Origin of the sequence: Sphingobium sp. WCS2017Hpa-17 (assembly GCF_031843765.1) — a bacterium.
In the GTDB taxonomy this organism is placed as follows: Bacteria; Pseudomonadota; Alphaproteobacteria; order Sphingomonadales; family Sphingomonadaceae; genus Sphingobium.
This window is the reverse complement of the sequence record NZ_JAVTIV010000013.1, coordinates 19,508-31,865: the sequence shown is the minus strand read 5'-3', so window position 1 is coordinate 31,865 and position 12,358 is coordinate 19,508. Positions and strand designations below refer to the sequence as shown.

The 12,358-nt window shown below is 65.0% G+C and carries 12 protein-coding genes, 1 tRNA gene and 1 other RNA gene; 3 read left to right on the top strand and 11 right to left on the bottom strand.

The window, feature by feature from the left end:
- Nucleotides 1-96: 96 nt before the first annotated feature.
- The 3 genes from RQH62_RS16780 to RQH62_RS16770 all read left to right on the top strand — a co-directional run bounded on the left by RQH62_RS16780 (nt 97) and on the right by RQH62_RS16770 (nt 3,202).
- The gene (locus RQH62_RS16780; protein ID WP_405053564.1) at nt 97-1,305 is read left to right on the top strand and encodes an MFS transporter; all 1,209 of its coding nucleotides are present in this window, start codon (nt 97-99) and stop codon (nt 1,303-1,305) included.
- Between the two features lie 40 nt (nt 1,306-1,345).
- Nucleotides 1,346-2,485, top strand: a complete 1,140-nt coding sequence (locus tag RQH62_RS16775; RefSeq protein WP_311269873.1) for an aspartyl/asparaginyl beta-hydroxylase domain-containing protein — start codon at nt 1,346-1,348, stop codon at nt 2,483-2,485.
- 90 nt (nt 2,486-2,575) lie between these two features.
- A complete protein-coding gene (locus RQH62_RS16770; RefSeq protein WP_311269872.1) occupies nt 2,576-3,202 on the top strand; it encodes a YitT family protein in 627 nt (208 codons plus the stop codon).
- Here RQH62_RS16770 and RQH62_RS16765 read toward each other — a convergent pair.
- The 11 genes from RQH62_RS16765 to blaSGM form a co-directional block, all read right to left on the bottom strand.
- Nucleotides 3,199-3,729: a hypothetical protein gene (locus tag RQH62_RS16765; RefSeq protein ID WP_311269871.1), complete on the bottom strand. Its 531-nt coding sequence runs from the start codon at nt 3,727-3,729 to the stop codon at nt 3,199-3,201. The genes RQH62_RS16770 and RQH62_RS16765 overlap by 4 nt on opposite strands.
- A complete protein-coding gene (gene hisI / locus RQH62_RS16760) occupies nt 3,716-4,099 on the bottom strand; it encodes a phosphoribosyl-AMP cyclohydrolase (protein WP_311269942.1) in 384 nt (127 codons plus the stop codon). The genes RQH62_RS16765 and hisI overlap by 14 nt, the downstream gene beginning before the upstream one ends.
- A gap of 123 nt (nt 4,100-4,222) precedes the next feature.
- Nucleotides 4,223-4,299 (bottom strand) — tRNA-His (locus RQH62_RS16755).
- Nucleotides 4,300-4,399: 100 nt separating this feature from the next.
- A complete protein-coding gene (locus RQH62_RS16750) occupies nt 4,400-4,996 on the bottom strand; it encodes a nucleotidyltransferase family protein (RefSeq protein ID WP_311269870.1) in 597 nt (198 codons plus the stop codon).
- 10 nt (nt 4,997-5,006) lie between these two features.
- Nucleotides 5,007-5,585: a septal ring lytic transglycosylase RlpA family protein gene (locus RQH62_RS16745; protein WP_311269869.1), complete on the bottom strand. Its 579-nt coding sequence runs from the start codon at nt 5,583-5,585 to the stop codon at nt 5,007-5,009.
- A gap of 545 nt (nt 5,586-6,130) precedes the next feature.
- Nucleotides 6,131-6,403: an HU family DNA-binding protein gene (locus RQH62_RS16740; protein WP_024019962.1), complete on the bottom strand. Its 273-nt coding sequence runs from the start codon at nt 6,401-6,403 to the stop codon at nt 6,131-6,133.
- A 183-nt stretch (nt 6,404-6,586) separates the two neighbouring features.
- The gene (lon, locus tag RQH62_RS16735) at nt 6,587-8,983 is read right to left on the bottom strand and encodes an endopeptidase La (RefSeq protein WP_311269868.1); all 2,397 of its coding nucleotides are present in this window, start codon (nt 8,981-8,983) and stop codon (nt 6,587-6,589) included.
- A 147-nt stretch (nt 8,984-9,130) separates the two neighbouring features.
- On the bottom strand, nt 9,131-9,454 hold the full coding sequence (locus RQH62_RS16730) for a YbaB/EbfC family nucleoid-associated protein (RefSeq protein WP_120249737.1): 324 nt from the start codon (nt 9,452-9,454) through the stop codon (nt 9,131-9,133).
- 3 nt (nt 9,455-9,457) lie between these two features.
- Entirely contained in the window at nt 9,458-11,068 is a 1,611-nt protein-coding gene (locus tag RQH62_RS16725) for a DNA polymerase III subunit gamma/tau (RefSeq protein WP_311269867.1), read from the bottom strand.
- Nucleotides 11,069-11,120: 52 nt separating this feature from the next.
- An RNA gene (gene ffs, locus RQH62_RS16720) (signal recognition particle sRNA small type) lies at nt 11,121-11,218 on the bottom strand.
- A 167-nt stretch (nt 11,219-11,385) separates the two neighbouring features.
- On the bottom strand, nt 11,386-12,351 hold the full coding sequence (gene blaSGM / locus RQH62_RS16715; protein WP_311269866.1) for an SGM family class A beta-lactamase: 966 nt from the start codon (nt 12,349-12,351) through the stop codon (nt 11,386-11,388).
- Between the last annotated feature and the right edge of the window lie 7 nt (nt 12,352-12,358).

Sequence of the window (12,358 nt, the reverse complement as noted above, 5' to 3'; positions counted from 1 at the left end):
GGCATCGCAGGTGCAAAAATCTCATACGAATGCAGGGTTGACCAGCGCTGTCATCAGGCCCATCTGCGGGACTTCCGTATCTTTTTGCAACGCAGCATGGAGCTGGTCATGGCCACCCGCCCCCACAACGCGCATCCCGCGCTCGTCCTGTTCGCCCTGTCGGTGGGGGCGTTCGCGATCGGCACGACCGAATTTGCGGCGATGAGCCTGCTGCCCTTCTTCGCCCGCGACCTGGGCATCGACATCACCGTCGCCGGCCATGCGATCAGCGCCTATGCGCTGGGCGTGGTGGCGGGCGCGCCGGTGATCGCTGCATTCGGCGCGCGCCTGCCCCGCCGGACGCTGCTGATCGGCCTAATGGCGATGTTCGCCGTGGCCAACGCCCTGTCCGCCCTGTCGCCCAGCTATCACTGGATGCTGCTGTTCCGCTTCCTGTCCGGCGTGCCGCATGGCGCCTATTTCGGCGTCGCCGCGCTGGTCGCCGCCAGTCTGGTGCCAATCGAGAAGCGCACGCTCGCCATCGCCAAGGTCATGTCCGGCCTGACCGTCGCCACTGTACTCGGCGTGCCGGTCGCCAATTGGGTGGGTCAGGCGCTGGGCTGGCGCTCCGGCTTTTTCGTCGTGGCGGCGCTGGCCGTGGCGACGGTCACTTTGGTGGCGCTCTACGCCCCGCGCGACGCCGGCGATGCCAAGGCCAGCCCGATGCGCGAACTGACTGTGCTGGGCAAGGGGCAGGTGTGGCTGACGTTGCTGACCGGCGCGATCGGCTTTGGCGGCCTGTTCGCCGTCTACACCTATGTCGCTTCGACCATGATGGAAGTCACCCATGTGTCGGAAACCTATGTTCCGGTGATTCTGGCGATCTTCGGCATCGGCATGACGCTGGGCAATCTGATCATCGCCTGGCTGGCGGACAAGGCGCGCAACCGCACCGTCATCGGCGTGCTGCTGTGGAGCGCCGCGTCGCTGGCGCTGTTCCCGCTGATGGCCGGCAATATCTGGACGCTCAGCCTGATCGTGTTCCTGATCGGCATTGGCGGGGGCCTTGGCACGCCGCTACAGGCGCGCCTGATGGACGTGTCGGGCGATGCGCAGACGCTGGCTGCCGCGCTGCATCACAGCGCCTTCAACGTAGCCAATGCGATCGGCCCCTGGCTGGGCGGCCTGTCGATCGCAGCGGGCTATGGGTTGGTGTCGACCGGCTGGATCGGCGCAGCGCTGGCACTGGGCGGCCTCGCCGTCTTCCTGCTGGCTATCACGCTGGAACGCCGCGCGCCCGACATGATCCCGGCCGCCGCCGAATAAGCCGCTTTCCCCCGGCTAACCCGCCGGATAGAGCGGGAATATGAACGATCAGGCGAGAGAAGCGAAACTGGCGGAAACGGCGATGGCCGCCCTGCGGCGCGGCGATGTGCCGGTCGCATTGGCGGCCCTACGCGAGATGGCTAACCCGCCCCCCATGCTGCTGGCGCAAGCCTGCAACCGCAGCGGTGATCTGGATGGCGAGGCGGCGGCGCTGCGGCGCATGCTGGACGCCGACATGCGCAGCCTGCCCGCCCTGCTCGCCATGGGCCAGAATATGTTGCGACGGGGCGACGAGCGCGGCTCGATCAGCTGGTTCCGCGCTGCTTTGGCACAGGCCGCCGCCACCGGCGCGCCGCCACAACTGCAACCCTTGTTGCAGCAGGCGCAGGCCAGCATCGCGCAATCCAGTCAGCGGTTCGAGGATCATCTGACCGCCGCGATCCACGACCTGCCGTCCCTGCCGCGCATCGCCCATGCCACCGACCTGCTGCTCGGCAAACGCGACCTTTATCTGCAACAGCCCAGCATGTTCTACTTCCCCGGCCTGCCCCAGCGCGCCTTCTACGAACGTGACGAATTCGACTGGGTCGCGCCGATGGAAGCGATGACCGGCGCGATCGTCACAGAACTCGCTGCGGTGCGCGCGCAGGATGCGGACTTCGCCCCCTATGTCCAGACAGTGGCGGAACGCCCCGCGCCCAATAATCCGCTGCGCGACGATGACAGTTGGGGGGCGCTCTATTTCTGGCAAAGTGGCGCTCCGGTGGAGGAGAATGCGCGACGCTGCCCCTCGGTCATGGCCGCGCTGGCGCTGGCGCCTATTCCGGTGATCGCCGGGCGATCGCCCATGGCGCTCTGGTCGTTGCTGAAGCCCGGCACCCATATCCAACCGCATCACGGCCTGCTCAACACCCGGCTGATCTGTCACCTGCCGCTGCTGGTACCCGACGACTGCGCGCTGCGCGTGGGGGCGGAGACGCGCGCCTGGCGCAAGGGCGAGATGCTGCTGTTCGACGACAGTATCGAGCATGAAGCCTGGAACCGTAGCAGCGACACCCGCGTCGTCCTGCTGTTCGAAGTGTGGCGGCCGGAAATCAACGCGGAGGAACGCGAGGCACTGACCCGGCTGTTCCAGGCGATCGACCTGTTCGGCCCGGCGCAGGTCGATACCGGCGGCTGAGCCTTTGCAGATGCGCGTAATGTCGTTATAGGCGGGCGTAATAATATAACAGGGGATGTCCATGGCGTCATAGCTTCACGGATATCGTTCATGCCCCCTGTCATCCCCACCCAGCAGACGACCGCCCGGCCCCATAGCCTGGCCGAGGATGGCTATGCCATCGCCATCGGCTGCGCCTTCATCGCCATGGGGCTAATGCTGCTGAAGGCCGCCAATCTGGTGACCGGCGGCATGGCGGGGATCGCACTGCTCCTCTCCTACCTCATCCCCTGGTCGCCCGCCGCGCTGTTCCTGCTCATCAACATCCCCTTCTTCCTGTTCGCCGGGCGGGCGATGGGCATGGCGTTCGGCCTCAAGACCCTGTTCGCCAATGTCGCAATCATGGGCGTGGGTCTGGCCATGCCCACCGCACTCCAGATCGCGCGGGTCAGCCCCTTCTTCGCCGCGCTGTTCGGCGGCTCCATCATCGGTTTCGGCATATTGGCGATCGCCCGCCATGGCGCGGGCGTCGGCGGCGTGGGCGTGGTCGCGCTGATCCTGCAACGGCGGCGCGGCTGGAATGCCGGACGGACGCAGATGCTGTGCGATATCGCGATCCTGCTGGGATCATTGCCATTGCTCAGTTTCGAACGGTTCGGCCTGTCGGTCCTGTCCGCTGCCGCCATGAACATGGTGCTGATCGTCAATCACAGGCCGGGCCGTTATATCGGCCACTAACTTTCGCACAGCGCGTCGCCGCCGCTATCGCGCGCGCGCAGGGCGCTGGCGGCATCGCTGGCGATGCGGGGGAAGCTGACCCCCTCCAGCGATCCGCGCCCCTGACACAGGTCGGCACAGGCCATGTCGACCACGCCGGGCAGCGCGACCTGATCGCCATCATATTGGGCGACGACGATGCAGCGCCCCCCACCCTTGAAGCTCAGGATCAGCTTGTCGCCCGCGCGCCGCGCCGTGCCCTGCCCGCGGCAACTCTGATCCTCGCCGAAATTGGCCTGCAAACCGAAGCGGAAGGCCGCATCCTTGGCCGGCATGACGCATAGCAGGTCGCGCCCGGCCTCATGGCTGCGCTGATACAGGCCGACCGGCGATGTCTTGCTCGTGTCGGTGATCGCGCCGCTCTCGATCGCGGCGCGCTCCAGCCCGGACGCCGGCACGCCACCGGCATCCGGGGCAGCATCGGCCGCAACCGGTGCGCGCTGGCACCCCGCCAGCAGGATCAGGACAGCGAGGCTAGCCTGCCGCATCGACCGCAGGATCGACCAGAGTCAGGCCATCCGGCCCGACCCGGCGAAAGAAGCAGGAACGCGCACCGGTATGGCAAGTCGGGCCGGCCGGCACCGCCTTCACCCAGACCGCGTCCTGATCGCAATCGATGCGGATGTCGCGCACTTGCAGCATATGGCCGGACGTCTCGCCCTTCTTCCACAGCGACTGGCGGCTGCGCGACCAGAAATGGGCCAGCCCCGTCTCGATCGTCAGGGCCAGCGCCTGCGCATTCATATGCGCCACCATCAGCAGGTCGCCGTCCGCCGCATCCGTCACCACGGCGGTGATCAGGCCATTATCGTCATATTTGGGATTGAGGGTCAGCCCCGTGTCGCGCGCGTCGGTCATGCGCGCGCTATAGAGCATCGGGGCGAAAAGTGGGAACCGCTTTTGCATGGCGCGACACAGGAAATGCGCGCCTGTCCCCGACCGGGACAGCGCCCTTCGGATCGAGGGGGAAATATTGAAAAATGGGGCGATTGACGGGATCCGAACCCGCGACCTCCGGTACCACAAACCGGCGCTCTAACCAACTGAGCTACAACCGCCACAGGGGCCGTAGCCCCGAGAGAAGCGCCACATATGCGGCCCAATAGCAGGCGTCAAGCGCGCAATTGCCATGATATTGCAATGATGCAGATTCTCTCGTCATTTGTCGGTCGGGCGCTGAGCCGCATCTTCCCAAGGCAGGATGACAAGATCGGGCCACAGCGCCGCCCAGCGCCGCGATTTGCGTTCATAAAAGGCCCGGTCGATCAGCGTCGCATTGGCCCGGACGCAGGGCGCCAGAAAATCGTCGAGCCCAAAAGGCGCAGACAGATGCACATCATTGATCGCCACTGCCGACACGGTGGTTGGAAACGTCTTCGTGGCCCCGCGCGCCGACCGATAGGGCGGAATCGGGATGCCGAAGCGGTCGGGATACCAGAGATGCACCCGCGCCTGATTCTTGACGTCCAGCCGGATCGGCAGGTCGGCGAACAGAAGCGCCGCATGGTCCGCCGCGCGCGCCTCCCCCGCTTCGGACAGGTCGTCGGGATCGAAATAGATGATGTCGGCGTCGTCGATGCCATGCAGCGATGGGAAATCGAAACAGATGTTCCACCAGACCTGCGCCAACAGGCTGCCGGACAGCCAGACATCGGGCAGACCCAGCAGCGGCCAGCGGCGCAGCATCGGTCCGGCGACGACATGGTCCATGGCGATGCGCCGCACCGCCTGCTTCTGCGCCGCCTGCTCGATCATGCGGCGGCCGTCACGGCGCGGATGCCTGCAACTGCGCGCGCAGATTGGCGAGGATGCGTTCGGGCACGCGCGGCCGCTCCGGCGCGGCCTTGCCCTTGCGCAGCTTCTCCCGGTCCTTTTCCGGCGGATCGACGATGCGGACGCGCACCGCCGCATGGCCCTGCGCCCGGATGCCCAGTTGCTCGGCCGCGCCCCTCGACAGGTCGATTACCCGCCCGCGTCCGGCAAAGGGGCCGCGATCATTGACCCGCACCACTATGGTCCGGCCGGTGTCCAGCGCCGTCACCTCGACATAGCTGGGCAATGGCAGAGTCGTGTGGGCGCCCGTCACCCATTTGGCGCGGAACTGCTCGCCATTGGCGGTGCGATTGCCCGATTCCGATCCATACCAGCTGGCATAGCCCAGCATGTCGTAACCGGGATCGGCGGCGGGCACATAGGTGGTGCCGCGCACCGTGTAGGGCGGGCCGATCTTCACCGGCATGTCACGCACCGGGCGATAGTTGCCGCCGCCGCAGGCCGACAGCAGCAGCGCCGCCGCCAGCACCCAAACCGCCCCGATCGCCCTGCCCGCTTGTCGTCCCGTCATGCCACCTTCCTAACGCCGCGTACCGGCGCGGTCGAGGGGCGGGTTGGCGGAAGGGATGATGAACCACCATGCTCCATCGTCACCCCGGCGGCGGCGGGTATCTAAGGCGGTAGTAGAAAGAGGCGAGCCTGCTCGCGCCATCTGTTGACGGAGCGCCCGCCTGCCTGAGATGCCAGCTTCCGCTGGCATGACGATAAAGGCCGGCTAGCGACCAGAAATGGACATGTTCCCCCTCCCGTTCACGGGAGGGGGTTAGGGGGTGGGCTGGACGATGCGACAGCCCACCCCACTGCGACTAACGCGCTGCGCGCGCAAGTCTCGCTGCCCCTCCCGCGAGCGGGAGGGGAATGGCAGCAATCCACCCAAACAAACCAAAAAGAAAGAGACGAAAAGGCGCTGCCTCTTCGTCTCTTTCGCCTTTCGGCGTCTCACGGCGCGGAGGCTATGCCTCCTGTCGCCGCACCACTCTCCTGAAAACTTTCCGGCCGCGATGCCGGACGGTCATCAAACGGTGGGCGCCCGCCGATCGGCAGGCGCCGCGCCCATCAGTTGACCGAATCCTTCAGGCCCTTGCCGGCCTTGAACTTGGGCTGAGCCGAAGCCTTGATGGTCATGGTTTCGCCGGTGCGCGGGTTGCGGCCGGTCGACGCCTTGCGCTGCGAAACCGAGAAGGTGCCGAAACCGACGAGGCGGACTTCGTCGCCCTTCTTCAGCGCGCCGGTGATGGCGTCGAACACGCCTTCGACAGCCTTGGTCGCGTCATTCTTGCTGAGGCCGCTGCTTTCAGCGACTGCGCTGATCAGATCCTGCTTGTTCATGCCTTGGGAACCCCCTTGTGCTGTTTGGTTGTATTAGGAATCGCGGCGTAGGGGGCGCAATAAGGCCCGGATTCCTGCGCCTGTCAAAGGGAAAGCGACGAAGCCACCGGCTTGAACCGAAATTTGCGTCCACTGGCGCAATATGGCCGAAACCCGCGGATAGCCGCCGCTTTCTCCCTCACATCAGTGGCGCAAAGCGGGATCGCCGTCGCGCCCCGCGACATTGCTCGGCTGGGCGGCGAGGTCGTCCTCTTCCGTCCAGGCGATCGCTTCGGGCACGGACGCCAGCGCACGGGCCAGCACCTCATCGACATGAGACACCGGCACGATTTCCAGCCCTTCACGAATGTTGGCCGGAATTTCCGCTAGGTCTTTCTCATTTTCCTGCGGGATCAGCACCGTCTTGATGCCACCGCGCAGCGCCGCGAGCAGCTTCTCCTTCAGGCCGCCGATCGGCAGTACGCGGCCTCGCAAAGTGACCTCGCCAGTCATCGCCACATCCTTGTGGACGGGGATGCCGGTCAGCGTCGACACGATGGTCGTCACCATGCCGATGCCCGCCGACGGCCCGTCCTTGGGCACAGCGCCTTCGGGCAGATGGATGTGGATGTCCTTGCGATTGAAGACGCTCGGCTTGATCCCATAACCGGGCGAACGCGCCCGCACATAGGAAAAGGCGGCCTGCACCGATTCGTTCATCACTTCGCCCAGCTTGCCGGTCGTCTTGATGAGGCCCTTGCCGGGCACGGTCACGGCTTCGATCGTCAGCAGTTCGCCGCCGACTTCGGTCCAGGCCAAGCCAGTCACCGCGCCGATCTGATCCTCTTCCTCGCCCATGCCATGGCGGAATTTCCGCACGCCGGCAAAATCGGCCAGATTGTCAGGGGTTATGACGACCTTGTCATAGGCGCCCTCAAGGATCTTGCGCAGCGCCTTGCGCGCCAGACGCGCCACTTCGCGCTCCAGCGTGCGGACGCCGGCCTCGCGCGTGTAGTAGCGGATGAGGTCGCGCACGGCCTCTTCCGTCACTTCGAACTCGCCGTCCTTCAGACCATGCGCCTCGATCTGCTTGGCGATCAGGTGGCGCTGGGCGATCTCGACCTTTTCATCCTCGGTATAGCCTTCCAGCCGGATGATCTCCATGCGGTCGAGCAAAGGCTGCGGCAAATTCAACGAGTTGGCCGTCGTCACGAACATGATGTCCGAAAGGTCGACGTCGATTTCCAGATAATGGTCCTGGAACTTGCTGTTCTGTTCCGGGTCCAGCACTTCGAGCAGCGCGGACGCCGGGTCGCCCCGGAAGTCCTGCCCCAACTTGTCGATCTCATCCAACAGGAACAGCGGATTCATCGTGCCCGCCTTTTTCAGGTTGGTGACGATCTTGCCCGGCAGCGATCCGATATAGGTACGGCGATGGCCGCGAATTTCGGCTTCGTCGCGCACGCCGCCCAGCGACTGGCGCACGAATTCGCGCCCCGTCGCCTTCGCAATCGAGCGGCCCAGCGAGGTCTTGCCTACACCCGGCGGGCCGACGAGACACAGGATCGGCCCCTTCAGCTTGTTGGTGCGCGCCTGAACCGCCAGATATTCGATGATCCGGTCCTTGACCTTCTCCAGCGCGAAATGATCCTCATCGAGGATATCCTGCGCCTTCTTGAGGTCGTTCTTGACCTTGCCCTTCTTGCCCCAGGGCAGGCCGAGCAGCACGTCGAGATAGTTGCGCACGACCGTGGCTTCGGCCGACATGGGCTGCATGCCTTTGAGCTTCTTCAATTCCGCCGTCGCCTTGGCACGGGCTTCCTTGGACAGCTTGGTCTTGGCAATCTTCTCGGTCAGTTCGGCAAGCTCGTCGCCTTCCTCACCCTCGCCATTGCCCAGTTCGCGCTGGATCGCCTTCAGCTGTTCGTTGAGATAATATTCGCGCTGGGTCTTTTCCATCTGGCGCTTCACGCGGCCACGGATCTTCTTTTCGACCTGGAGCACGCCCAGTTCGCCTTCCATAAAGGCGAACACCATTTCCAGACGCTTGACCGGATCGGCCTCGACCAGCAGCGACTGCTTGTCGGACACCTTGACGTTGATGTTGGCGGACACGGCATCGGCCAGACGTCCGGCATCCTCGATCTCGCGCAACTGCACCGGCGTTTCGGCCGGCAGCTTCTTGTTGAGCTTCGCGTAATTTTCGAACTGCTCGGCGACGGAGCGCATCAGCGCGGCAGCCTCCGGCCCTTCGGCAGCAATGTCCTCGACATCGGCTACATCGGCGACCAGATAGGCCTCAAGCGCTTCCATCTTCTCCAGCCGCGCACGATGCTTGCCCTCCACCAGCACGCGCACGGTGCCGTCGGGCAGCTTCAGCAATTGCAGCACGATCGCTACGACGCCGGTATCGTAGAGCGAATCCCGGCCCGGATCATCCTCTGCCGGGTCCAGCTGCGACACGAGGAAGATTTCCTTCGATCCTTCCATCGCCGCTTCCAGCGCGGCAACGCTCTTGTCACGGCCGACAAAGAGCGGGACGATCATCTGCGGGAAGACGACGATGTCGCGCAGCGGCAGAAGGGGATATTGCACAGTCATTCAGTCTCCGGGGCCGAAGCGAAGCGGCCCTCTCCTACGGTTCATCGCCATTATGGGGATGCCCGTCGTGGCAATCAATTGCCCGTTGTCATAATGGCGCAACGATGAACCAAAGATGATGATCCACCGTCACGGCAAAATCTGCGCTCAGAACGGCAGCTTGAAGCCGGGGGGCAGCGACAGACCGGCGGTCATCTTGCCCATTTCGGCGTTGCTGACCTCGTCCGCCTTCTTGCGCGCATCATTGAACGCGGCGGTGATCAGGTCTTCCAGCATCTGCTTTTCCGACGGGGCGAGCAGGCTGTCGTCGATCGACACGCCCAGGATGCGGCCCTTGGCCGACGCCTTCACCTTCACCAGCCCGCCGCCGGCCGCGCCTTCGACTTCCAGCTTGTCCAGGCCATCCTGCGCCCGCTGCAATTCTTCCTGAACACGGGTCGCCATGCCCAAAATGTCGTTCAAATCCTTCATATCTCACGCACTCCATTGTTCGAGCTTGTCGTCCAGCTCGGCATCGGGGAAGGCCGCCATCGCCGCCTTGACCACCGGGGTTTCCAATATTTCGGCGCGGGCCGCCGCTTTCTCGGCCTGCTCCTGCTGTTGCAGGGTCGCGCCGCCGCCGCTTTCCTCGAGCCGCACGGTCCATTTCATGCCCGGCAATGCGCTATTGAGCGCCTGCGTCAGGTCACGCTTGAAGTCGCCCTGCGGCCAGTCATGGGTCAATCGCACCGCAACCTCGGGCGGATTGAGCGACACCAATGCCGCGCAATCGTTCAGATGATTGGCCAGCGATGGCTTGGTCCGATCAACCAGTGCGACCAGATCCTGCATCGTGCGGGGCAGCGCGGCGGATGGTTCGGACGGCAGCCTTGCCTGTTCGCCACCTTGCGGCGTGGGCAACCCGGTCGGCACGCCTTCGCGCAGCATCCGCGCCAGTTCGCCCGGATCGGGCATGGTCGCGGCGTGCATGACGCGCAGCAGCGCCATTTCGCAGCTTTCGATCGGCAGGACGGCGCTCGCCACCTCGTCATGCCCCTTCAGCAGTAATTGCCACAGCCTATGCAGCGGCGCGAAGCCCAGTTGCGACGCCCATTCGGCAATCGCCTCCCGCTCCTCGGCCGACTGACCGGGACTGGAGATATCGCGCCCGGCCTTCACCAAGGTCACCGCATGGGTCAGTTCCAGCAGGCCGCGCATCAACGCCAGCGGCTCGACGCCCAGCGCATATTGATCGCGCACGGCGGTGAGCAGCGCACCGGTATCGCCCTCCAGCAACAGGCCGAGCAGCCGGCGGGTGGAGCCACGATCGGACAGGCCCAGCATGTCGCGCACCTGGGTCGCCGTCACCAGCAGCGCATCATCACCCATTTCGGCATGGGCGATCGCCTGGTCGAGGATCGACAGGCCATCACGCGCGGAGCCTTCGGCCGCCTGCGCAATCAGCGCCAGCGCGTCGGCTTCGGCGGTGACGCCTTCCTTGTCGCAGATATTGGCGAAATGATTGGCCAGCATGTCAGCGGGAATGCGGCGCAGGTCGAACCGCTGACAGCGGGACAGCACCGTCACCGGCACCTTGTTCACCTCGGTCGTGGCGAACAGGAATTTCACATGCGCCGGCGGCTCCTCTAGCGTCTTCAACAGCGCGTTGAAGGCGTTTTTGGAGAGCATATGGACTTCGTCGATAATATAGATCTTGTAGCGCGCCGACACGGCGGCATAGCGCACCGCCTCGATAATCTCGCGCACATCGTCCACGCCGGTATGGCTGGCGGCGTCCATTTCCACGACGTCGATATGCCGCCCCTCGGCAATGGCGACGCAGGGCTCGCAGATACCGCACGGGTCGATGGTCGGGCCGCCCTGCCCGTCCGGGCCGACGCAATTCAGCGCCTTGGCGATCAGCCGCGCGGTGGAGGTCTTCCCCACCCCGCGCACGCCGGTCATCAGAAAAGCATGGGCCAGCCGTCCGCGCCGGATCGCATTGCCCAGAGTCTGGACCATGGCATCCTGCCCGATAAGCTCGCTGAAACTGCGCGATCGATATTTGCGCGCAAGGACGCGGTAGGGCTGCGGGGAATCGGACATGGCTTACGTCCTAGCCGCTTGCACGGCCATTGTCGAAGATGGATGCTGTTTGAAAAGTAGGAGCCGGAACGACCCGTGACGAAATCACTGTGGCTGCTTCCGTCAGGACCTGACCCGGTTCGCGACGATCACGTCCGCCCGACTCCCGGCGCGGCATATGGCGAAGTGATGACGGGATGGCAAGGGGGCTTTCACGCCCTCTCATTCCCCTCCCTCTCAGGGAGGGGTTAGGGGTGGGTGCCTCCGAAGAAGGCTCGCTACGCTCGCGACCCACCCCCGGCCCCTCCCTTAAAAGGGAGGGGAGAAAGAGAGTTTAGCTACTCCAGCCCGCTCTTCTGCGCCTTCGCGACGAAGGCCAGCGCCGCCTGCGCCGTCTCCGCGATCGCAGCCTCCGCCTTCTTCGCATCGACGGTCGGCCGGTCGAGATAGATGGCCAGGATATATTCGTCGCCCGACGGCGCATGGACCAGCGCCACGTCATTATAGGCGGTGCCGCACGTCCCGGTCTTGCTACCCGACGTCCAGCCCTGCGGCAGGCCGGCCTTGATCCGCTTGTCGCCGGTGCTGCTGGCATTGAACCAGGTGCGCAGCGTCTCGGCGCTCTCCTGCTTCATGTCGCGAAAGAAGAGCCGGCCCATCAGCCCGGCCATCGCGGCGGGCGAAGTGGTATCGCGCGGATCACCCTCGGCATTTTCATTGAGCGTCGGCTCATTGCGGTCGAGCCGCGAAACCGTATCGCCATGGGCGCGCATGAAGGCGGTCAGCCCCGCCGGCCCGCCCAGCATCGGCAGCAGCAGGTTGGCGGCGCTATTGTCGCTCACCTCGACCGCCGCCTGCGCCAGTTCACCCATGCTCATCCGGCCGCGTTTCTTGTTCTTCTTTACCACCGGGGCGTAATCGAGAATATCGTCGCCGCTGAAGGGGATCGTGCCCTCCAGCCCGAACTTGCCCGCACTCGCGCCGATCAGCACGGCGGCGGCCAGCGGCGCCTTGAACGTCGAACACATGGCGAACCGCTCATCCCGGTTGAAGCCCAGCAGCAGCGCGCCGGACTTGTCCACCAGCGCCACACCCAGCCGGCCGCCCGTTTCCTTCTCGATCTCGGCCGGGTTGCGCGCCGCTGTCAGCGCCGATTGCGGCACCAGATAGCGCGGCGCGGCCGGCATCAGCGAATCGAGCGCCCCGGTCGGCACCGGTTCCTTGGCCGGGGCCTTCTTCTTGTCGGCGGCCAGCGAAGGCGTGGCGATCAGCGCCAGCGCGGTAAAAGCGGTCAAGATTTTCATGGAAGCG

Coding starts and splice junctions, on each gene's coding strand:
- RQH62_RS16780 (WP_405053564.1), top strand. CDS start 97: ATGGAGCTGGTCATGGCCACCCGCCCCCACAACGCGCATCCCGCGCTC.
- RQH62_RS16775 (WP_311269873.1), top strand. CDS start 1,346: ATGAACGATCAGGCGAGAGAAGCGAAACTGGCGGAAACGGCGATGGCC.
- RQH62_RS16770 (WP_311269872.1), top strand. CDS start 2,576: ATGCCCCCTGTCATCCCCACCCAGCAGACGACCGCCCGGCCCCATAGC.
- RQH62_RS16765 (WP_311269871.1), bottom strand. CDS start 3,729: ATGCGGCAGGCTAGCCTCGCTGTCCTGATCCTGCTGGCGGGGTGCCAG.
- hisI (WP_311269942.1), bottom strand. CDS start 4,099: ATGACCGACGCGCGCGACACGGGGCTGACCCTCAATCCCAAATATGAC.
- RQH62_RS16750 (WP_311269870.1), bottom strand. CDS start 4,996: ATGATCGAGCAGGCGGCGCAGAAGCAGGCGGTGCGGCGCATCGCCATG.
- RQH62_RS16745 (WP_311269869.1), bottom strand. CDS start 5,585: ATGACGGGACGACAAGCGGGCAGGGCGATCGGGGCGGTTTGGGTGCTG.
- RQH62_RS16740 (WP_024019962.1), bottom strand. CDS start 6,403: ATGAACAAGCAGGATCTGATCAGCGCAGTCGCTGAAAGCAGCGGCCTC.
- lon (WP_311269868.1), bottom strand. CDS start 8,983: ATGACTGTGCAATATCCCCTTCTGCCGCTGCGCGACATCGTCGTCTTC.
- RQH62_RS16730 (WP_120249737.1), bottom strand. CDS start 9,454: ATGAAGGATTTGAACGACATTTTGGGCATGGCGACCCGTGTTCAGGAA.
- RQH62_RS16725 (WP_311269867.1), bottom strand. CDS start 11,068: ATGTCCGATTCCCCGCAGCCCTACCGCGTCCTTGCGCGCAAATATCGA.
- blaSGM (WP_311269866.1), bottom strand. CDS start 12,351: ATGAAAATCTTGACCGCTTTTACCGCGCTGGCGCTGATCGCCACGCCT.